This window comes from Blastococcus sp. SYSU DS0753 (assembly GCF_054051175.1).
This window is the reverse complement of record NZ_JBJHAT010000007.1, coordinates 13,111-33,935: the sequence shown is the minus strand read 5'-3', so window position 1 is coordinate 33,935 and position 20,825 is coordinate 13,111. Positions and strand designations below refer to the sequence as shown.

General features: G+C 73.5%; 19 protein-coding genes. 10 read left to right on the top strand and 9 right to left on the bottom strand.

Annotation, left to right across the window (positions count from 1 at the left end; genetic code table 11):
• The first annotated feature begins 204 nt into the window (after positions 1 to 204).
• Positions 205 to 669, top strand: coding sequence for an SgcJ/EcaC family oxidoreductase (locus ACI799_RS08225; RefSeq protein ID WP_456590352.1), 465 nt, complete (start codon positions 205 to 207; stop codon positions 667 to 669).
• Positions 670 to 676: 7 nt separating this feature from the next.
• On the opposite strand, the gene ACI799_RS08220 is transcribed toward ACI799_RS08225, so the two are convergent.
• On the bottom strand, positions 677 to 1,303 hold the full coding sequence (locus ACI799_RS08220) for a DUF881 domain-containing protein (RefSeq protein ID WP_456612857.1): 627 nt from the start codon (positions 1,301 to 1,303) through the stop codon (positions 677 to 679).
• Between the two features lie 369 nt (positions 1,304 to 1,672).
• Positions 1,673 to 2,194 carry an Lrp/AsnC family transcriptional regulator gene (locus ACI799_RS08215; RefSeq protein ID WP_456612856.1) on the bottom strand — a complete coding sequence of 174 codons (522 nt, stop codon included), beginning with the start codon at positions 2,192 to 2,194 and terminating at the stop codon, positions 1,673 to 1,675.
• A gap of 169 nt (positions 2,195 to 2,363) precedes the next feature.
• Here ACI799_RS08215 and hppD point away from each other — a divergent pair, with 169 nt between their 5' ends.
• Positions 2,364 to 3,569, top strand: a complete 1,206-nt coding sequence (gene hppD, locus ACI799_RS08210) for a 4-hydroxyphenylpyruvate dioxygenase (protein WP_456590355.1) — start codon at positions 2,364 to 2,366, stop codon at positions 3,567 to 3,569.
• A gap of 80 nt (positions 3,570 to 3,649) precedes the next feature.
• Positions 3,650 to 3,880, top strand: a complete 231-nt coding sequence (locus tag ACI799_RS08205) for a hypothetical protein (protein ID WP_456598827.1) — start codon at positions 3,650 to 3,652, stop codon at positions 3,878 to 3,880.
• A 25-nt stretch (positions 3,881 to 3,905) separates the two neighbouring features.
• Here ACI799_RS08205 and ACI799_RS08200 read toward each other — a convergent pair whose 3' ends face one another.
• Genes ACI799_RS08200 through ACI799_RS08185 form a run of 4 tightly spaced genes read right to left on the bottom strand, consistent with a single transcriptional unit; the run spans position 3,906 to position 8,473 of the window.
• Positions 3,906 to 4,067 carry a hypothetical protein gene (locus tag ACI799_RS08200; RefSeq protein WP_456590356.1) on the bottom strand — a complete coding sequence of 54 codons (162 nt, stop codon included), beginning with the start codon at positions 4,065 to 4,067 and terminating at the stop codon, positions 3,906 to 3,908.
• A 5-nt stretch (positions 4,068 to 4,072) separates the two neighbouring features.
• A complete protein-coding gene (locus ACI799_RS08195; protein WP_456612855.1) occupies positions 4,073 to 4,801 on the bottom strand; it encodes a sirohydrochlorin chelatase in 729 nt (242 codons plus the stop codon).
• A gap of 58 nt (positions 4,802 to 4,859) precedes the next feature.
• Positions 4,860 to 5,615, bottom strand: coding sequence for an SDR family oxidoreductase (locus ACI799_RS08190; RefSeq protein ID WP_456590358.1), 756 nt, complete (start codon positions 5,613 to 5,615; stop codon positions 4,860 to 4,862).
• A complete protein-coding gene (locus tag ACI799_RS08185; RefSeq protein ID WP_456590359.1) occupies positions 5,615 to 8,473 on the bottom strand; it encodes an aconitate hydratase in 2,859 nt (952 codons plus the stop codon). The genes ACI799_RS08190 and ACI799_RS08185 overlap by 1 nt, the downstream gene beginning before the upstream one ends.
• Before the next feature lie 274 nt (positions 8,474 to 8,747).
• Here ACI799_RS08185 and ACI799_RS08180 point away from each other — a divergent pair, with 274 nt between their 5' ends.
• The 7 genes from ACI799_RS08180 to ACI799_RS08150 all read left to right on the top strand — a co-directional run bounded on the left by ACI799_RS08180 (position 8,748) and on the right by ACI799_RS08150 (position 17,314).
• Positions 8,748 to 9,734, top strand: coding sequence for a phosphatase PAP2 family protein (locus tag ACI799_RS08180; protein ID WP_456612854.1), 987 nt, complete (start codon positions 8,748 to 8,750; stop codon positions 9,732 to 9,734).
• Positions 9,731 to 10,489: an SIR2 family NAD-dependent protein deacylase gene (locus ACI799_RS08175; protein ID WP_456598824.1), complete on the top strand. Its 759-nt coding sequence runs from the start codon at positions 9,731 to 9,733 to the stop codon at positions 10,487 to 10,489. Before ACI799_RS08180 ends, ACI799_RS08175 begins: the two co-directional genes overlap by 4 nt.
• Before the next feature lie 161 nt (positions 10,490 to 10,650).
• Positions 10,651 to 12,186, top strand: a complete 1,536-nt coding sequence (locus tag ACI799_RS08170) for an AMP-binding protein (protein WP_456590362.1) — start codon at positions 10,651 to 10,653, stop codon at positions 12,184 to 12,186.
• Positions 12,187 to 12,412: 226 nt separating this feature from the next.
• A complete protein-coding gene (locus ACI799_RS08165; RefSeq protein ID WP_456612853.1) occupies positions 12,413 to 13,756 on the top strand; it encodes a C40 family peptidase in 1,344 nt (447 codons plus the stop codon).
• 302 nt (positions 13,757 to 14,058) lie between these two features.
• Positions 14,059 to 15,345, top strand: coding sequence for an AAA family ATPase (locus ACI799_RS08160; RefSeq protein WP_456598356.1), 1,287 nt, complete (start codon positions 14,059 to 14,061; stop codon positions 15,343 to 15,345).
• Positions 15,342 to 16,361, top strand: coding sequence for a DUF58 domain-containing protein (locus ACI799_RS08155; RefSeq protein WP_456612852.1), 1,020 nt, complete (start codon positions 15,342 to 15,344; stop codon positions 16,359 to 16,361). Before ACI799_RS08160 ends, ACI799_RS08155 begins: the two co-directional genes overlap by 4 nt.
• Positions 16,358 to 17,314, top strand: a complete 957-nt coding sequence (locus ACI799_RS08150; RefSeq protein ID WP_456590366.1) for a VWA domain-containing protein — start codon at positions 16,358 to 16,360, stop codon at positions 17,312 to 17,314. Before ACI799_RS08155 ends, ACI799_RS08150 begins: the two co-directional genes overlap by 4 nt.
• 49 nt (positions 17,315 to 17,363) lie before the next feature.
• Here ACI799_RS08150 and ACI799_RS08145 read toward each other — a convergent pair whose 3' ends face one another.
• From ACI799_RS08145 to ACI799_RS08135, 3 genes are all read right to left on the bottom strand, one after another.
• Entirely contained in the window at positions 17,364 to 18,845 is a 1,482-nt protein-coding gene (locus tag ACI799_RS08145; protein WP_456612851.1) for a glycosyltransferase family 2 protein, read from the bottom strand.
• Entirely contained in the window at positions 18,842 to 19,468 is a 627-nt protein-coding gene (locus ACI799_RS08140; protein WP_456612850.1) for a hypothetical protein, read from the bottom strand. The genes ACI799_RS08145 and ACI799_RS08140 overlap by 4 nt, the downstream gene beginning before the upstream one ends.
• 201 nt (positions 19,469 to 19,669) lie before the next feature.
• Positions 19,670 to 20,641 (bottom strand): quinone oxidoreductase family protein, encoded by a 972-nt coding sequence (locus tag ACI799_RS08135; protein ID WP_456612849.1) that lies wholly within the window; start codon positions 20,639 to 20,641, stop codon positions 19,670 to 19,672.
• Positions 20,642 to 20,825 lie beyond the last annotated feature (184 nt).

Below are 20,825 nucleotides of genomic sequence, written 5' to 3'. Positions count from 1 at the left end.
TGGCAGGCGCTCGGGCGCGTGCCGGTGGTGGTCGATCTGACGGCGGGTCACTGCGGCGAGCGTCGAACGGGAGTGGCTCCCGGACCACTAGCGTCACTCCTGTCCCAGGCGGCCGCAGCCCGGGACACGTGGCCGGGCTGGCGCGGCCACGCGGAACCACAGCAGGCGTCGGGACGTGCCGACGAACGCCAGCGAGGAGGAGACGTGACCGCAGCGCACCCGCAGGACGCTCAGATCCAGGCGCTCTACGCGGAGTTCATCGACGGCTGGAACCGGCGCAGCGGCGCGGCGGTGGCGGCCGGGTTCGCCGACGACGGCGACATCATCGGGTTCGACGGCAGCCACCACCGGGGCCGGCTGTCGATCGCGGCAGACCTGCGGCAGGTGTTCACCTCGCAGCAGACGCCCGCCTACGTGGCGGTCGTCCGCTCGGTCCGCCCGGTCGGGGAGGGCGTGGCGATGCTGACCGCCCACGCGGGCATGATCCCCGCGGGTGCCGGCGACCTCGATCCGGAGCTGAACGCCGTCCACACCATGATCGCCGTCGACGACGGGCGCGGCCGCTGGCGCATCTCGCTGTTCCAGGTCACCCCGGCGGCGTGGCCTCAGCACCCCGAGGCGCGGGAGGCGCTGACCGACGAACTGCGGGGCCTGCTCATCCCGCAGTGACCGCGGGTCAGTCGACGGTGGCGTCCACGGAGACGAGATCCTCCTGGTCCACCCGCGCCTTGCCGCCCGCGCGGGCGACGTCGGCGATCACCCCGCCGGACACCGAGAGGGCGACGTCCATCGCGGCCGGCGGGCCGATCGCGAGGAAGTCGTAGGGGGCGGTCAGCGGCTGCCCGTCGATGCGCAGGGCGCCGGGGGAGCCGGTCACCGCGCTGGACGCGACGACCCGCACGTCGTCGACCTGCAGCACCTCCGCCCCGGCGCCGCGGAGCTCCTGGATGGCGCCGAGGATCACCGAGGTCGGGACCGCGCCGCCGGGGTCCTGGATGGTCAGCCGCACCCCGGGGCCGCGCGCCGGGAGCGTGCCCGCCAGGATGCCGATGGCCTCCGCCCGTGACCGCGCCTCCGCCAGTGCGCTGCCGGACTCCTCCTGCCCGCTGCCCAGGTCCTCGAGGGTCTGCCGCGTCTCTGCGATCTGCTGGCGCAGCGTCGCCTCCCGGGCGCCGAGCTCGTCCAGGATCACCACGAGGTCGGCCTCCCGGCGCACGTCCTGGTCGCCGGGCTCCGCCGTGCTGCGGATCTGGACGGTGAGCGCGAAGCCGAGTGCGACGGCGAGGGCAGCGGTGGTCGCCACGGCGACCGGTCGGCTCCACGAGCGCGTCGGGGGTGAATCTCCAGTAGAGGTTGAGGTGGATCCGGAACGCGCCCCGGCGTCGCCGGTCGGCGGGGTCGCGTCGTCGGGGGTGGGCGGTGCCGCGTCGTCGGGACGACCCTCCGGTGCCGGGCTGTCCCCGGCCCCCGCTCCGTCCTCGACGCGATCTCCGGCCTGGGCGCCGGCCCGGTCCTCGGGTCCGGTCCGGCGCTCGGCGCCGACCTCGTCCTCGGCACCCGCGCCGTCCTCGGCGCGGGCCTCGTCCGCGGCAGAAGTGGGAGGTGCGGGGGTGGAATCGGCCCCGGGTGGCGCATCGCTCCGTTCGTCGCCGTCCATCGGCCCCACAGTAGGTCAGCCGCGGGCCGGCTCTCGGTAGCTGGGCGAGCGCCCCGACCCGGGCGCCGCCTCGGAGCGCAGCAGCGGCAGGGTGCGCCAGGGCACCAGGCAGGTCAGCGCCACCACGCTCGTCGACCGGACGACCGAGGCCGAGCGGTTCAGCTGCACCAGGATCTCCTGCAGCGCCTCGTGGGAGGCGGCGGCCACGCGGCAGATCACGTCGCCGCTGCCGGTGGTGGCGTGGGCCTCGAGGATCCCGGGGATCGCCTCGAGGTCCCGGTGCACCGCGTCGAGCGCCCCCTGTGCGATCTCGAGGGTCACGAAGGCCTGCACGCCGAACCCGGCGGCGGCCACGTCCACGTCCGGGCCGAAACCGGTGACCACCCCCGATGCTTCCAGTCGCTGTAACCGCGCCGTGGCCGTGGCGCGCGCGACGCCGACGACCCGGGCGATCTCCAGCAGCCCGGCGCGCGGGTGGTCGTGCAGCGCCTCCAGCAGCGCGACGTCGAGGGTGTCCAGTTCACGGGGCCGGCTCATCGTGCCTCCTTCACGTCATCAGCTGTGCAGTCTGCACAGCCGGAGGTGCCCAGAGCCAGTCCGAGCGAGCAGCCAGCGCAGTCGCAGGGTGCTTGCTTGCGCAGCAGGGCCGGGTCGGTGTGGTGTGACACGGGACACGGGACACGCGAACGGACGAGGAGGAGGCGCGATGACGCTCGAGCAGGTGCTCAACGACGAGGAACGGCTCGCAGGCCTGGACCTGCCGCAGCTGCAGCAGCTGGTCGGCCTGGTGGAGTACGACCCCTCCGGGGATCCCTTCCCGGTCACCGGCTGGGACGGGCTGGTGTGGGTCGTGGGCAACGCCGTGCAGACGGCGCACTTCTTCCAGTCGGCGTTCGGCATGCAGCTGGTCGCCTACTCCGGCCCCGAGACGGGGAACCGGGACCACCACGCCTTCGTGCTCACCTCGGGGGCCGCGCGGTTCGTCGTCCAGGGGGCCTACGACCCGGCGAGCCCGCTGGCCGACCACCACCGTCTGCACGGCGACGGCATCGTCGACATCGCCCTCGCCGTCCCCGACGTCGACCGCTGCATCGCGCACGCCCGGGCCCAGGGCGCCACGGTGCTCGAGGAGCCGCACGACGTGAGCGACGAGCACGGCACCGTGCGCCTGGCGTCCCTCGCGGCCTATGGCGACACCCGGCACACTCTGGTCGACCGGTCCCGCTACGCCGGGGCCTACCTGCCCGGTTACGTGGCGCGGACGTCGTCCTTCGTGAAGCGCCCCGGAGCGCCGAAGCGGCTGTTCCAGGCCGTCGACCACGTCGTCGGCAACGTCGAGCTCGGGGCGATGGACCAGTGGGTGGACTTCTACAACCGGGTCATGGGGTTCACGAACATGGCCGAGTTCATCGGCGACGACATCGCGACCGACTACTCCGCGCTGATGAGCAAGGTGGTCGCCAACGGCAACCACCGGGTCAAGTTCCCGCTCAACGAGCCGGCGATCGCGAGGAAGAAGTCGCAGATCGACGAGTACCTGGAGTTCTACCGGGGCCCTGGCGCGCAGCACGTCGCCCTGGCGACCAACGACATCCTGGCCACGGTCGACGCGATGACCGCCGAGGGTGTGGAGTTCCTGGCCACGCCGGACTCCTACTACGAGGATCCGGAGCTCCGTGCGCGGATCGGGACGGTGCGGGTGCCGATCGAGGAGCTGCAGCGGCGCGGCATCCTGGTGGACCGCGACGAGGACGGCTACCTGCTGCAGATCTTCACCAAGCCGACCGGTGACCGGCCCACGGTCTTCTTCGAGCTCATCGAGCGGCACGGCTCGCTGGGCTTCGGGAAGGGCAACTTCAAGGCGCTCTTCGAGGCGATCGAGCGGGAGCAGGAGCGCCGCGGCAACTTCTGAGGAGGGGGCTCCCGGCGGGGCATACTGCCGTCGTTCCGGCCGGGACCCCACGCGACCCCGGGCCGCTCCTCCTGGCCGCGGTGGCCGGCGCCGCCCACGTGGTCGTCGGCTACTTCTACCTGGCGAGCGGGCTGGTCGTCCCGAGGTACGCGCTGCTCCCGCTGTGGGTGCTCTGGCTGCTGCCCGCGGTGCTGCTGGCCCGGCTCGCAACCACCCGATCCTGGTGGACACCGCTCGTGCCGGTGGGGGCTGCGGCGCTGCTCGTCCTGGCGGTGGTCGCCGGTGACCAGTTCCTCGGCTGGCAGGCCTGAGCCGGAGACGGGGAGACGCCGGGGCTCAGTCGCCCGGGCCGGCGGGGCTCGGTCCGGTGGTCGCGCGCTGCTCGTCGGCGTGGGTGCGGAGGGCGTGCAGCACCGCACGGTTCACCACCACGTAGATCGCCAGGAGGAACAGGCCGACGACGACCAGGTACAGGGCGAGAATGATCAGCGACGTCACCGGCGTCAGGCTATCGGCCGGCCGGGCCCGTCCGGGAGCGCCGCGTCGTAGCGGTCGAGGAGCACGGCGGCGATGCGGTCGTCGGGCAGGAGGGGCGCCGTGATCGCGTCCGCGCCGGCCCCGGCCAGCTTGTCGTGGAAGTGGCCCGGCGCGAGGAGGTAGGAGGCGATGACCACCTGCTCCGCCCCGGCCTTCCGGGCGCCGGCCACCGCGTCGGGGACCGGTGGCTGCGCGGCGGAGCCGTAGCCGGTCGTCACTGGCCCGGCCCACGACGCCTGGAGGAGGGCGGCCGTGCGCTCGACGTCGGCCACCGACCGGGAGTCGCTGGACCCGGCGGCGGCCAGGACGACCGCGGTCGACGGGTCGGCCGGGTCGGCGCCCGACTCGACCAGCCGGGCGAGCAGCACCTCGGCCAGCCGGGGGTCGGGCCCCAGCGGCCGGGCGGCGACGGCCGACTCCGCGGCGGCGACGGCGCCGGCGATGTCGACGTGCACGTGATAGCCGCCGGAGAGCAGCAGCGGGACGACGACGGCGGGGCGACCGGCGGCCGCCAGCTCGGCGACCACGTCCACGACCGTCGGGGGCTGCACGTCGACGAACGCCGCGGTGGTGACCAGGCCGGGACGAAGCCGGCGCGCGGCCAGCGCCAGCTCGGCGATCAGCCGGCGGCCGGTGGGGTTGCGGGTGCCGTGGGCGCAGGCCACCAGGACGGGCACCTGCGACTGTGCGCTCATCGGGGTGTCCGGACCGGGGATGGCCCGATGAGCACACATGTGCGGTGGTCGGGTGCGATCACAGCGCGCGGGTGACGCCGCCGTCGACGGCGATCATCGTCCCGGTCAGGTAGGAGGCGGCGGGGGAGAGGGCGAACGCCGCCACCCGGCCGAACTCCTCCGGTCGCCCGACCCGGCGGAGGGGGATCGAGGCCTCGGTCCGGGCCCGCATGGCGGCGGGATCCGGGGATGCCGCTTCGATCTCGGTGATCCGGTCGGTGGCGATGGTCCCCGGCATCAGCCCGACCACGCGGATCCCCTTCGGCCCGAGTTCGTCGGCCAGCGCCTTGGCCGTCATGGCCAGACCCGGGCGCAGGCCGTTCGAGATGGCCAGGTGGCCGATCGGCTGCCGGACCGACGTGGAGAGGACGAACCCGATGCACGCCCCCTCGGCCAGGTGCGGGACCAGCGCCCTGACCAGCCGCAGCGGACCGAGGAGGACGTTCTCCACCCCGGCCCGCCAGTCGGCCTCCGTCGTCTCCAGCACCTGCCCCCGGGCCGGCCCGCCGACGGAGATCAGCGCGCCGTCGACCCGCCCCAGCCGCTCGAGCGCCGAGGAGACGAGGTGCTCGGCGGTGTCCGGGTCGGCGAGGTCGGCCGGGACGCCGGATGCCGCCGTCCCCAGGGCGGAGACGGCGGCGTCCACGGAGTCGGCGGAGCGGGAGCTGACCAGCACCCGGGCCCCGTCGTCGACGAGGGCCCGGGCGGTCGCGAACCCCAGCCCCCGGCTCGCGCCGGTGAGCAGGTATCCGCGACCGCCCAGGCCCAGGTCCATCAGGCGGCAGAGCCCCGCAGCGACCGCAGGACGTACTGCATGATCCCGCCGTTGCGGTAGTAGTTCGCCTCGCCGGGGGTGTCGATGCGGACGCGGGCGTCGAACTCCACGTCCCCCGCCTTCACCTTCACCGTGCGCGGGATCTCGCCGTCGTTGAGGGCGGTGATCCCGGTGATGGTGAACTCCTCGTCGCCGGTCAGGCCGAGTGACTCGCGGTTCTGGCCCTCGGGGAACTGCAGCGGCAGCACGCCCATGCCGATGAGGTTCGAGCGGTGGATGCGCTCGTAGCTCTCGGCGATGACGGCCTTGACGCCGAGCAGCGCGGTGCCCTTGGCGGCCCAGTCGCGCGACGAGCCCGAGCCGTACTCCTTGCCGGCCAGCACGACCAGCGGGATGCCGGCGTCGATGTAGGCGCGGGAGGCGTCGTAGATCGTCGTCGTCTCGCCGGTCAGGTGGTTCTTGGTGACGCCACCCTCGGTGCCCGGCACCAGCTGGTTGCGCAGCCGGATGTTGGCGAACGTGCCGCGGATCATCACCTCGTGGTTCCCGCGGCGCGAGCCGTAGGAGTTGAAGTCGCGGCGGTCCACACCGTGCTCGCGCAGGTACTTCCCGGCGGGGGAGTCGGCCTTGATCGAACCGGCCGGCGAGATGTGGTCGGTGGTCACCGAGTCACCGAGCACCGCCAGGGTGCGCGCGCCGGCGATGTCCTCGACCGGGGCGGGCTCGGCCGGCATGCCGTCGAAGTACGGAGGACGCCGGACGTAGGTGCTGTCCTCGGCCCACTCGAAGGTGTCGCCGGTCGGGGTGGGCAGGTTCTGCCACTGCTCGGTGCCGGCGAACACGTCCTCGTAGCTGCGGCCGAACTGCTCGGCGGACACCGCGTGGTCGATGACCCGCTGGACCTCCTGCGGGGAGGGCCAGATGTCGCGCAGGAAGACGTCGTTGCCGTCGGCGTCGGTGCCCAGGGGGTCGTTGTTCAGGTCGACGTCCATGGAGCCGGCCAGGGCGTAGGCGATGACCAGCGGCGGCGAGGCCAGGTAGTTCATCTTGACGTCGGGGTTGATCCGGCCCTCGAAGTTCCGGTTGCCCGAGAGCACCGAGACCACGGCGAGGTCGGCCTCGTTGACCGCCTGGCTCACCGGCTCCGGGAGCGGGCCGGAGTTGCCGATGCAGGTCGTGCAGCCGTAGCCGACCAGGTAGAAGCCCAGCTTCTCCAGGTACGGGGTGAGCTCGGCCTTCTCGTAGTAGTCCATGACGACCTTGGACCCGGGGGCCAGCGTCGTCTTCACCCACGGCTTGCTGGTCAGCCCGCGCTCGACGGCGTTCTTCGCCAGCAGCGCGGCGCCGATCATCACCTGTGGGTTGGAGGTGTTGGTGCACGAGGTGATCGCGGCGATCACGACGTGCCCGTGGTCGACGTAGGTCTCCGTGCCGTCCTCCATGACCACCCGGGTGGGCTTGGACGGGCGGTCCGGGACGCGGTCGGGGATGACCTGGTGGTTCGGCTTGCCGGCCTCCCCGTTGCCGTGCGCGAACGGGCTGACCGGGTCGGAGGCCGGGAAGGACTCGGCCGAGGCCTCGTCGGCCGCCGACTCGACGCCGTAAGGCTGCTCGTGACCGGGAACGCCGGGCTTGCGGTCCTCGCCGCCCGTCTCGTCGTCGGCCACGTAGTCGGCCAGCGACGTGCGGAACGCCGGCTTCGCCTCGGTGATCGCCACCCGGTCCTGCGGGCGCTTGGGCCCGGCGATCGACGGGACGACGGTGGCGAGGTCCAGCTCGAGGTACTCGGAGAAGGCCGGCTCGCGCGACGGGTCGTGCCAGAGGCCCTGCTCCTTGGCGTAGGCCTCGACGAGCTTGACCTGCTCCTCGGAGCGGCCGGTCAGCTTCAGGTAGGTGATGGTCTCCTGGTCGATGGGGAACATCGCCGCGGTGGAGCCGAACTCCGGGCTCATGTTGCCGATCGTGGCGCGGTTGGCCAGCGGCACCGCCGAGACGCCCTCCCCGTAGAACTCGACGAACTTCCCGACCACACCGTGCTCACGCAGCATCTCGGTGATGGTGAGCACGAGGTCGGTGGCGGTGGCGCCGTCCGGGAGCTGGCCGGAGAGCTTGAAGCCGACCACGCGCGGGATGAGCATCGAAACCGGCTGGCCGAGCATCGCGGCCTCGGCCTCGATGCCGCCGACGCCCCAGCCCAGCACGCCCAGGCCGTTGACCATCGTGGTGTGCGAGTCGGTGCCGACGCAAGTGTCGGGGTAGGCGATGACGCGGTCGCCCTCGGGGCGCGGGAAGACGACCCGGGCCAGGTGCTCGATGTTGACCTGGTGGACGATGCCGGTGCCCGGGGGGACGACCTTGAAGTCGCTGAAGGCGCCCTGGCCCCAGCGCAGGAACTGGTAGCGCTCGCCGTTGCGCTCGTACTCGATCTCGACGTTGCGCTGGAACGAGTCCTCGGTGCCGAAGATGTCGGCGATCACCGAGTGGTCGATGACCAGCTCGGCCGGGGCGAGCGGGTTGATCTTCTGCGGGTCGCCGCCCAGCTCCGCCATCGCCTCGCGCATGGTGGCGAGGTCGACGATGCAGGGGACACCGGTGAAGTCCTGCATGACCACGCGGGCCGGGGTGAACTGGATCTCCTGGTCGGGCTCGGCCGACGGGTCCCAGTTGGCGATCGCCCGGATGTGGTCGGCGGTGATGTCCGCGCCGTCCTCGGTGCGCAGCAGGTTCTCGAGAAGGATCTTCAGGCTGAAGGGCAGCTTCTCCGCGCCCTCCACCGCGTCGAGCCGGTAGATGTCGTACTCGGTGCCGTCGACGTCGAGCGTCGCCCGGGCTCCGAAGCTGTCCTTGCTGGCTGCCACTGCTCTGCGCCTACCCCTCGTGGTTCATCGCGCTTCGTTGACCACCCCCGATCATCCCAGTTCGTAGCCGGGACCACCGAGTCAGGCGACCCTTCCCTCACCCCGTGACCCGCGTCACGGTCGGCGAAACACCGGCGGCCGCTGCTGGGGGAACGGGCCGCGACTGCGTCCCTCCCGCCGCTACCGCCGCAGCGGCCCCACCGAACCCGGGCGGACGGCGTGCCGTTCGCGGCCGCCTGCTCCCGGCCGGTCCGCGCGATTAGCGTGCCGCGCCATGACCGCGGTCGACCCAGCAGCACCCGCCCTCGCGGCGGCCCCGACAGCGGTGCCGACGACCGCGGTCGCCGGGGCCTCGGGCCGCGCCCGCCTGGTCGCCGCCGTTCTCTGGGCGGGCCTGCTGCTGGCGTTCGTGCTCACCTGCGCCGTGCGCGGCCTGCCCACCGACCGCGTGGTCCTCCTGGGCTGGGTGCTGGCCGGGCTGGCCGTCACCTCGGTCACCCAGGGCTGGCGCCGCCTGGTGCGGCTGCTGGTGGACTGGCTGCCGCTGGTTGCGGTGCTGCTGGCGTACGACGCGACCCGGGGGCTGGCCGACGGGCTCGGCATGCCGGTGCACGTCCGTGAGGTGGCCGACGCGGACCGGTGGCTGACCGGCGGGGTGCTGCCCACCGTGTGGCTGCAGGAGCACGTGCAGGCCGACTGGTGGAAGGCCCTGGCGACGCTGGTCTACAGCAGCCACTTCGTCCTCACCCCCGTGGTCCTGGCGGTGCTGTGGCTGCGCGACCGCGAGCGCTGGGTGCGCTGCGCCCGCCTGGTCGTGGCGCTGTCCCTCGCCGGGCTCGTGACCTACGTCCTCTACCCGGCCGCCCCGCCCTGGCTGGCCGCCAAGCAGGGGGTGATCGAGCCGGTCGAGCGGATCAGCAGCGCCGGCTGGGCCGTCCTCGGGTTGCCCCGCGCCGGGGTGCTGCTGGACACCGGCCAGGGGCAGGTCAACCTCGTCGCCGCGGTCCCCTCGTTGCACACCGCCTTCGCCGTCCTCATGTGCGTCGTGCTGATGTCCTCGGCCCGGCACGCCTGGCAGCGGGCCGGCCTGGTGGCCTACGCCGTGCTCATGCCGGTGGTCCTGGTGTGGTCCGGGGAGCACTACGTCGTCGACACGCTCCTCGGGGCCGCCTACGCCTGCGCCGTCGTGCTGCTGGCGCCCCCGGCCGGGCGGCTGGTGCGCGCGGGCGCCGGTCGTGCGGCCCTACCGTTGCGGGCGTGACCGACGTCGTCCCCGAACCCCTGCCCGGCTGGCTGACCGCCGCCTCCCGGATCACCGTCCTCACCGGCGCGGGCATCTCCACCGACAGCGGCATCCCCGACTACCGGGGCCCGAACGGCGTCTGGACGCGCGATCCGGACGCGGAGAAGCTGGTGACGCTGTCGTACTACGTGGCCGATCCCGACATCCGGCGCCGGGCCTGGCTGATGCGGCGGGACATGGGCGCGCTCGACGTGCGCCCCAACGCCGGGCACGCCGCGCTGGTCGACCTCGAGCGGCAGGGCCGGTTGCGCACCCTGGTCACCCAGAACGTCGACGGGCTGCACCAGGCGGCGGGCTCGGACCCGGCCCGGGTGGTGGAGATCCACGGCACCGTCCACGAGGTCGAGTGCCTGGGCTGCCGCGAACGCACGACGATGCAGGAGGCGCTGGACCGGGTGGCCGCGGGGGAGCCCGATCCGCCCTGCCGATCGTGCGGCGGCATCCTGAAGTCCGCGACGATCAGCTTCGGGCAGCTGCTGGAGCCGGCGGTGGTCGACGCCGCGGTGGCGGCCGCCGGTGACTGCGACGTGTTCCTCGCGGTCGGGACCTCGCTGCAGGTGCACCCGGCGGCGGGGCTGGTCGACGTCGCCGTGCGGCACGGGGCCCGCGTGGTGGTGGTCAACGCGGAGCCCACGCCGTACGACGACGTCGCCGATCTCGTCGTCCGCGAGCCGATCGGGACGGCGATGCCGAGGCTGGTCGCGGCCGGCTGACGGCGTCCTCCCTCACGGTGCACGGTGCGGGAGGACGCTCCACGATCAGGTCGCCTGATCGTCGACGGCGACCGCTCGTCGTCCTCCCTGCCGACCGATAACGTGACGGGGACCACGTTGGACCGGCCGGCCTGCTCCGGCCCTGCACCCCGGGAGCCGGCATGCGCGTGCCCCTCACCAGTCGCGACTTCCTCGACCGCGCCGAGCTGGTCTACGGCGACCGCGTCGGCATCGTCGACGAGCCGGCGCAGCCCGCGCCGTCGCTGGGCGAGGTCTCCTACCGCGAGGTGGCCCGGCGGGGCCGCGCCCTGCAGGCCGGGCTCGACGGGCTGGGCATCGCCGAAGGGGAGCGGGTGGCGATCGTCAGCCACAACGCCGCCCGCCTGCTCGAGGTGCTACTGGCGGTGCCGTCGTCGGGCCGGGTCGCGGTGCCGATCAACTTCCGGCTGCAGCCCGAGGAGGTCGAGTACATCGTCGGGCACTCCGGTGCGCGGGTGCTGCTGGTCGACCCGGAGCTGGAGACGTCGCTCAAGGGGGTGCGCGCCGAGCACCGGTTCGGCACGGGGGAGGAGTACGAGCAGCTGCTGCGCTTCGACCGCGAGCCGCGGCCGTGGTCGGAGCCGGACGAGGACGCGACGGCGACGATCAACTACACCAGCGGCACCACCGCCCGCCCCAAGGGTGTGCAGATGACCCACCGCAACATCTGGGTCAACGCGGTCACCTTCGGCATGCACATGCAGATCAGCGACCGTGACGTCTACATGCACACCCTGCCGATGTTCCACTGCAACGGCTGGGGCCTGCCGTACGCCATGGCCGGGGTCGGCGCCCGCCAGGTGGTGCTGCGGAAGGTCGACGGCGCCGAGATCCTGCGCCGGGTGGAGCAGCACGGCGTGACGATCATGGCCGGGGCCCCGGCGGTCTGGAACGCCGTCCTGGAGGCCGCCGCCGACTGGGACGGCGAGGTGCCCGGGCGCGACCGGGTGCGGATCATCGTCGCCGGGGCGCCGCCGCCGTCGCGGACGATCGCCCGCGTCGAGGCCGAGCTGGGCTGGGAGTTCAACCAGATCTACGGCCTGACCGAGACCGCGCCGCTGCTCACCATCAACCGGCCGCGCGCCGAGTACGACGGGCTGGACCCCGAGGAGCGGGCCAAGCGGCTGTCGCGCGCCGGCGTGCCGTCGATCGGGACCCGGATGGCGGTGAGCGACAGCGGTGAGGTGCTGGCGCGCAGCAACACCGTGCTGGCCGGTTACTGGGAGAACCCCGACGCCTCGGCGGAGGCGCTCGAGGGCGGCTGGTTCCACACCGGGGACGGCGGCAGCATCGACGACGAGGGCTACGTCATCATCTCCGACCGCAAGAAGGACGTGATCATCACCGGCGGGGAGAACGTCTCCTCGATCGAGGTGGAGGACGTCGTCTTCAGCCACCCGGCGGTGGCCGAGGTCGCCGTCATCGGGATCCCCGACGACAAGTGGGGGGAGATGGTGACCGCGATCGTGGTGCTCGCCGAGGGGGAGCAGGCCACCGAGGCCGACATCATCGCCCACTGCAAGGCCCGGCTCGCGGGGTACAAGGCGCCGAAGCGGGTGGAGTTCCGCGACGAGCTGGCCCGCACCGCAACCGGCAAGATCCAGAAGTTCAAGCTGCGCGAGGACTTCTGGGCCGGTGCCGAGCGCCGGGTGAACTGAGCGCAACGCTCGGGCCCGCGCCGCGCGGGCCCGAGCGCGGGGCCGTCGTCACCCGCTCGGGTGTTCTCACCCGTGCGGGTGAGACCTCCTCAACGGTGCTGCGGTGCCGTCCGATGCCTCCACGGGGCGCCCGTCCGGGCGTCCCGCGGACGTCGGGAAGAGGCAGGTCGTGGGCAGCGGGACGCGGATGGGCACGGTGCGGGACGGTGGTACCGGTTCCCCGTGCGTGAGGGGCGGGCGCGGCAACGGCCGGACAGCGCTGCGGGCGGCGGTCGCGCTGCTCGTCGCCGCCGTGGCGATCGGCCTGACCCCGTCGTCGGCCGGCGCCGCGCCGCGGTCGCCCAGCGCCGCCGAGCTGAGCGCGGCGGAGCGGGCGAAGGCCGATGCCGCCACCCGGGTCGGGGAGATCGGCGCCCAGCTGGCGCAGGCGCGGGCCGAGGTCGAGGCCGCCCACCAGGGGGCGCTGATCGCGCTGCAGGACTACGAGGACAAGCAGGCGGCGTACGACGCGGCCAGGAACGCCGCCGACGCCGCGGCCGCCGCGGCGGCCCGGGCAGCCGCCGACCTGCAGCAGGGACGCGACGACGTCGCCTCCTTCGCGCGGGCCAGCTACATGCAGGGCTCCACCTCTCCGGGCATCACCGCGCTGCTCAGCTCGAGCGGTCCGGCGGAGCTCATCGAGCGTTCGGCGCTGCTGGAAGCCGCGGGCGCCAACCGCACGGAGGTCGTCGCCGAGCTGACGGTCCTGGAGGTGCAGGCGGCGGGCGCCCGCGAGGTCGCCGACGAGACCGCGGCGCAGGCCGCCGCAGTCCAGCAGCAGGCGGCCGACCTGCTGGCGAGCGCGCAGTCCCAGGAGGTGTCGGCCCGCCGCCAGGCCGACGCGCTGGACGCCCAGGAGGACCAGCTCCAGGCCGAGCTCCAGCAGGCGCAGCAGGTGCTCTACGGCCTGGAGGGGGCCCGGGCCGCAGCGCAGGCCGCCTCCGCGAGGGAGGCCACCGCGCAGGACTCCGCCGCTCGCGCCCCCGCGCCGGCGCCGCGGGCCACCCACGCCCCGCCGGTGGCCACCCCCACGCCGCCGGTGGCCACCCCCGCGCCGTCCGGCCCGTCGCCCGTTCGCTCCCCGGGCGGCTCGGCCGGTGCCCCGTCGGCGTCGGCGGCCGCGGTGGCCATCGCCGCCGCGCGTTCCCAGCTCGGTGTGCCCTACTCGTGGGGTGGCGGCGGGAGCAACGGCCCGAGCAACGGGATCGCGCCGGACACCGCGATCTTCGGCTTCGACTGCTCCGGCCTCACCCAGTACGCCTACGCCCGGGCCGGCATCGCCATCGGCGGGACCAGCCGGGACCAGTGGTGGCTCAACCGCACCAAGCAGGTGGCGCTCGCCGATCTGCAGCCTGGTGACCTGCTCTTCTGGGGCGGGGACCGGAGCGACTACATGTCGATCACCCACGTGGCGATCTACATCGGCGGCGGGCAGGTGATCGAGGCGCCGGACCGCGGGAAGCACGTGACCATCGCGGCAGCACGCACCTCGAGCAGCACGTACTTCGGCGCGGTGCGACCGAGCGCCTGAGCCGCCGCCGGCGGGGACCGGGCACGAGACAGAGAGGGACCGGGCACGAGACAGAGAAAGGCGTCGGGCAGCCACGGGGGGAGCTGCCCGACGCACGGTCAGGCTAGCAGTCCGCGCGGTCGCCGGGCAGGGAGTTGCGCGCCCCGCCTGCGGCGGTGCGACAGCGGCCCGTGGGCGGCTGTCGGCGTTCCGGCGGCCCGCCCCGCCGGTGTAGGACACTGGGCGGGGGCCGGGACGACACCGCGCCCCGTCGACGGCCTGCCCGAGTCGGGTGGTCGCGGCCCGGCCGACCAGGGAGCCACGTGTCCAGCGCTGCCAGCACACCGACCGAGAGCCTGCCCACCTCCCCGCAGGCGCCGGTGCCGCCGTCGGTCGACGCCGCCCGCCTGGAGCGGGTGCTGTTCGAGATCAAGCGCGTCATCGTCGGGCAGGACCGGCTGGTGGAGCGGATGCTGGTCGCGCTGCTGGCGCGGGGGCACGTGCTGCTCGAGGGCGTGCCCGGCGTCGCCAAGACCCTCGCCGTCGAGACGCTGGCGACCGTCGTGGGCGGCACCTTCTCCCGCCTGCAGTTCACCCCCGACCTGGTGCCGGCCGACATCATCGGCACGCGCATCTACAAGGCCGGCCAGGACACGTTCGACACCGAGCTCGGCCCGGTGTTCGCCAACTTCCTGCTCACCGACGAGATCAACCGGGCGCCGGCGAAGGTGCAGTCGGCGCTGCTGGAGGTCATGGCCGAGCGGCAGGTCTCCATCGGCGGGGTCACCCACCCGCTGCCCGACCCGTTCCTGGTGCTGGCGACCCAGAACCCGATCGAGTCCGAGGGCGTCTACCCGCTGCCCGAGGCGCAGCGCGACCGGTTCCTCATGAAGGTGCTGGTGGACTACCCCAGCACCGAGGAGGAGCGCGAGATCATCTACCGGATGGGCTCCCGGCCCCCGGTGCCGGAGACGGTGCTCGGCCCCGACGAGCTGCGCCGGCTCCAGCGCACGGCCTCCGAGGTGTTCGTGCACCACGCCCTCGTCGACTACGTCGTCCGCCTGGTGGTGGCGACCCGGTCGCCGCGGGAGCACGGCATGGACGACGTCGCCACGTGGGTGTCCTACGGCGCGAGCCCGCGCGCCTCGCTCGGGCTCATCGCGGCCAGCCGGGCCCTGGCGCTGGTGCGCGGCCGGGACTACGTGCTCCCGCAGGACGTCCTCGACGTCACCGCCGACGTCCTCCGCCACCGCCTGGTGCTGTCCTACGACGCGCTGGCCGACGGCGTGCCGGCCGACCACATCGTCAAGCGGATCGTGCAGACGGTCCCGCTGCCGCAGGTGGCGCCCCGGCAGGGCGCCTCGGGTGGCGGACCGGGTGCGCCGGGCGGGCCGTCGGTGCCGCCGGGCCCGGGCGGGCCGTTCTTCGGGCCACCGCAGGGCATGCCGCAGGGGGCGCCGTGGGGTCAGCACGGCCCGCAGGCGCCGGGCGGGCCGCAGTACGGCCCAGGGCCCCAGGGGCCCGGTCAGCAGCCGCACGGTGATCACGGAGGTGCGGCCGCGCCGCAGCACGGCGGCAACGGCGCCACACCCGGGTCGCAGCGGACGTGATCGGCCGCCGTCGCCGGGAGGAGCCGCCGTCGGTCGCGCCCGAGCACCCGGGGCTGCTGCTGCACCCGGCGGCGCCCGGCTCGGGAAGCGGGGACGACGGGGCGCCGCCGCGCTTCACCGACGGGCCGGCCGACGTGCTGCTGCGCCGGCTGGAGCTCACCGTGCGCCGCCGGCTCGACGGCCTGCTGCAGGGCGACCACCTGGGGCTGGTCCCCGGTTCGGGCAGCGAGGCCGGTGACTCCCGGACCTACCACCCCGGCGACGACGTGCGCCGCATGGACTGGCCGGTGACCGCCCGCACCCAGGTGGCGCACGTCCGGGAGACGATCGCCGACCGCGAGCTGGAGACCTGGGCGGTGGTCGACCTCTCGGCCAGCCTGGACTTCGGCACCGCGAACTGCCAGAAGCGCGACCTCGCGATCGCCGGGCTGGCCGCGGTCGGGCACCTCACGGTGCACGGCGGCAACCGGCTGGGCGCGGTCGTCACCACGGGGGAGCGGGTGGACCGGTACCCGGCGATGCCGGGCCGGCTGGCTGCCGAGCGGCTGCTCCGCTCGGTGGTGGCCACGCCGCGGGCGGGCAGCGGCCGCCGCGGCGACCTGGCCGTGGCGCTGGAGACGCTGCGCCGCCCGCCGCGCCGGCGGGGCCTGGTCGTGGTGATCTCCGACTTCCTGGGCGACAGCGACTGGGAGCGCCCGCTGCGGGCGCTGGGCACCCGGCACGACCTGCTGGCCGTGGAGGTCCTCGACCCGCGCGAGCTGGAGCTGCCCGACGTGGGGCTGCTCACCGTCGTGGACCCCGAGACCGGTCAGACCCTCGAGGTGCCGACCGGCGACGCCGAGTTCCGCGCCCGGTACGCCGAGGGCGCCGCCGCCCAACGGGCCGGCGTGGCCGCGGCGCTGCGCCGGGCCGGGGCCGGCCACCTGCAACTGCGGACCGACCGTGACTGGCTCATGGACGTCGTCCGCTTCGTCGCCGACCGCCGGCGTGCCGGCAGCGGAGGGGCCTCCCGATGACCTTCCAGTCACCGTGGTGGCTGCTGGCCCTGCTCGTGGTCGCCGCGCTGGTGGCGGTCTACGTGGTGCTGCAGCTGCGGCGCAAGGCGTACGCGGCCCGTTTCACCAACGTCTCGCTGCTGAGTTCGCTGGTCCCGAAGCGGCCCGGCTGGAAGCGGCACCTGGCGTTCGGGCTGGTCGCCCTGGGCCTGGCGACCCTCGTCGTCTCCCTCGCGGTGCCGAGCACCGAGGTGCAGGTGCCACGGGAGCGGGCGACCGTGATCATGGCCGTCGACGTCTCCCTGTCCATGGAGGCGGAGGACGTCGAGCCGACGCGGTTCCGGGCGATGCAGCGGGCCGCCACCGAGTTCGTCGACGTGCTGCCCGAGCGGATCAACCTGGGTCTGGTGACCTTCGCCGGCACCGCGACGACGGTGGTGCCGCCCACCACCGATCGGGGGCAGGTGGCCATCGCCATCGAGAACCTGGAGCTCGCCGAGGCCACGGCCATCGGCGAGGCGATCTTCACCTCGCTGGCGGCGATCCAGAACTTCCAGGCGTCCCTGGAGACCAGCGGCGAGGAACCCCCACCGGCGCGCATCGTGCTGCTGTCCGACGGCACCACCACCGTCGGCCGCGACGACTCGCAGGCCATCGAGGCGGCCCGCGCCGCGGGGGTGCCCGTCTCCACGATCGCCTTCGGCACCGACTACGGCACCCTCGACATCGACGGCGAGCGGGTGCCGGTGCCGGTGGACCGGGCGGCGCTGGAGCGGATCGCCGACGAGACGGGCGGCAGCTTCAGCGAGGCCGCCAGCGTCGAGGAGCTGGAGGAGGTCTACAGCGACCTGGGCAGCCAGATCGGCTACACCACCGAGCCCAAGGACATCAGCCCCTGGTTCGTGCGGGCCGGCGTGCTGGTCGTGCTGCTCGGCGCCGTCCTCAGCCTGTTCTGGACCAACCGCCTGGTGTGAGCGGAGGCCCCGTCCCGACGCGCTGCCCGCGCGGGGACGGGGCGCTCCCTCAGACCGAGAAGCCCCGCTGGCGGCGGACCAGCTTCTTCAGCATGAACAGCGTCTGCAGGACCGTCACCAGGTAGAGGACGGGCCAGCCGATCGAGAGGATCGCCGACTGGACGGCGATGGTCTGCTGGCTCCAGGCGAAGATCAGGACGGCGAACGTGGCCGCCGCGCACAGCGCCGGCATCACGTAAGCGGATCCGCGGCCGCGCTCGGCGGCGGCCTGGGCGGCCCAGTTGTCCTTCTCCACGCGGGCGAAGAACTGCACCCACGCGCTCATGAAGTGGCCCATGCGGATCCACATGTACAGCTCGGCGGGGGCGAACAGCAGCGCGTAGAAGATGTCCGAGGCGCTCTTGTCGTGCATGGAAGCGGCGATCCGCAGGTTCAGCAAGGTTGCGACGATCGGCGGGATCAGCCACACCGGGTTGAACACGAACGCGTCGATCGACAGCGCCGCCGCGAGCAGCAGCAGGAACGACATGCGGGTGCCGATGTTGAACACCATCGAGACGTTCTCGTACCAGCGCAGCCGCAGGTTCGGGTGCAGCGGCTGCCCCTTGGTGTCGCCCCGCTGACCGGGCCACAGCAGGTCGATGCCACCGAAGTTCCACTTCACCTGCTGGCCGTGCAGCGCCCGCAGCGTGGTCATCGGCCCGACGAACGCCCGGGCGTGCGCGCTGATCTTGGTGCTGAAGCCGGCGTCCTTGATCTGCAGCGACAGCTTGGAGTCCTCGACCTCCGAGTCGCGCACCCAGGGTGCGGCCTGGTGGTTGCGGTACATGACCGTCTCGAGGGCGCGGACGCTGAAGAGGCTGCACTGCCCGCCGAGGACGGCCATGTTCCGGCCGCGGACCAGGTTGTCCATGTTGAAGCCGGCGAACTGGGCGCGCTGGCCGGCGACCAGGAAGCGCGCCATCGCGCCCTTCACCCGGGACTTGTCGAAGGTGTAGATCGCCGACAGCCCACCGATGCGCGGGTCGGTGACCATCTCCTTCTCCAGCCATTCCACGCACCGGCGGTCCAGCGTGGTGTCGCCGTCGACGCCGAGGATGTAGTCGTGGCCGCGGCTGACGTAGTAGCCGTAGTTGAGGGCGCCGACCTTCTTGTCGGGGTTCTCGCCGATGTCGTGCACGTGCACGACGGTGTGGAAGGCCTCGCCCTTCACCACCCTCAGGTGCTCGCCGGCGTACTCCCGGGCGATCTCGGGGGTGTCGTCGTCGGTGTTGTTGATGATGACGTGGATGGCGTCCGGCGGCCGGGTCTGCGACAGCAGCGAGGTGAGGACGTCGGAGATCGTCGCCTCTTCGTTGTAGGCCGGGATGATGCAGCTGATGGTGGCGTGCCGGCGCTCGTGGTGGGCCTGGCCGCCGCCGAACTCGTCGGGCACGAGCGAGCTGACGTCGACGACCTCCTGACCGCTGCGGGCCAGCAGGTGGACGCGGTCGGTGGCACGGCGCATGCCGTGCAGGACCACCTCGGTCACAGCGAGTCCTCCTCGAGTAGCGGGAGCTCGAGCTGGTCAAGCACGGTCTGGCGGAAGTAACGCCCGGAGCCGGGCGTGGTCTCGACCAGCAGGTCGAACTGGACGAAGAGGGTCACGGTCGTCGCCGTGGCCGAGACGTCGGGCAGCGTGAAGGCGGTGGCGTAGGTGAACGGCGGTGTCAGGGCGAACTCGCCGCGGTCCTCGGCGGCCACGGTGCGCTGGGTGCCGTCGTCGGTGGTCGCCGCGAAGCGGGTGACCAGCACGGTCACCGTGGTGCTGCCGCCCTCGACGTGCGCGGCCAGCTGCACGGTCTTCGCATCCGAGGCGGTCCAGGACGCCGCGTCCTGCTCGGTCCAGTAGTCGATGACGACTGTCCGGTCGCCGGCGGCGACGGTGTGCGTCACCGAGCCGGTGTCCAGGTCGCCGGCGGGGCGCACGGGCTCCTGCGGCTCGGCGGACTCGGTGCCGTCGTCCACCGCGGGCGTCGCCACCGCGGCGGCGTCCCCTCCGGAGAGGCCCGGGCTCATCGAGACGTCGGGGAAGGTGCACCCCGTCGTCCCGGCCAGCAGCGCGATGGTCACGCCGGTCGCGGCGGCGCCGGACCGGAGCGTGCGTCGTCCCATGGCTTCCCCCCGTGGTCAGTCGGATGACCGCGCGGAGGGTCGATCGGTGGCGCTCGTCCCCCCCGGCTGCGTCCGTCACGGACAGTAGGGAGCGAAACCGGGAGGAGAGCCGCTCGTGCCCGAAAGGACGAACGGCGTCCGCCCTCCGGGTGACGCTGGGTCACCCTCCCGGTGGAAACGCCGGGAGGGTGACCGGCCGGTTCAGCGGGAGGGGTCGAGGACGAGCTTGCCGGTGGTGCGGCGGGCGAGCAGGTCCTGGTGCGCCTCGCGGACGGCGGACAGCGGGTAGCGCCCGCCGACGACCGGCTTCAGCGAACCGTCGGCCGTCATGGCCAGCAGGTCGTTCATCGCGGCGTCGAGCATCTGCGGGCGTGCCATGCAGTGGGCCAGCCAGAAGCCGATGACCGCGCGGCTCTTCTGCATCAGCGCGCCGGGGGGCACCACGGGCGTCTCCTGCCGGGCGGCCATGCCGTAGGTGACCAGCCGGCCGAACGGCGCCAGGGCCGACAGCGAGCCGGTGAACACGTTGCCGCCGGTCATCTCGAGCACGATGTCGACCGGCCTGCCGCCGTTGGCCTCGCGCAGCGCGCCGGTGAACTGCTTGGGGTCGTCGTCGGCGAGGGCCGGGTCGACGGTGGCGTGCGCGCCGAGCTCCTCGGCGAGCTGCCGCTTCTCCGCGCTGGAGGCGGTAGCGATCACCCGGCCGGCGCCCCACCGGCGGGCGAGCTGGACGGCGAGCGAGCCGACGCCGCCGGCGCCGGCGATGACGACGACGGACTCGCCCTCGGCCAGGTGGGCGCTGGTGCGCAGCAGGTGCCAGGCGGTCGTCCCCTGGAGGACCAGCGAGAGGGCCTGCTCGTCGCTGACGGCGTCGGGCACGGGCCAGGTGAGGACGTCGTTCGCCACGGCCTTCTCGGCGTAACCGCCGCCGTCGAGCAGCCCGACCACCCGCTGCCCGCCCCCGACCGGGGTGCCGACGAACTCCGCGCCCGGCACCAACGGCAGCTGCTGGGCGGCCAGGTAGGAGTTCTCGATCTGGTGGGTGTCGGCGAAGTTCACCCCCGCTGTCGAGACGTCGTAGACCTTCTGGCCGTCACCGGCCTCCGGCTCGGGGACGTCGACGACGTCGAGGACCTCGGGGCCGCCGAAGCGGGTGATCTGCACGGCTCGCATGCCGGGCAGCCTAGGGACAGCGGCGCCCGGGGCGTCATGCGGTGACGGGCACCGCCGGCCGTCGGGCATCGTCCTGGCCGACCCGGCGAAGCGCTCGCGCGAGGTGTAGGGAGTCGGGACGGCGACCAGCTGTCGGCTCCGGGCCCGGACGTAGAGGCTCGCACGCTCGGCGCGGACAGCCGCC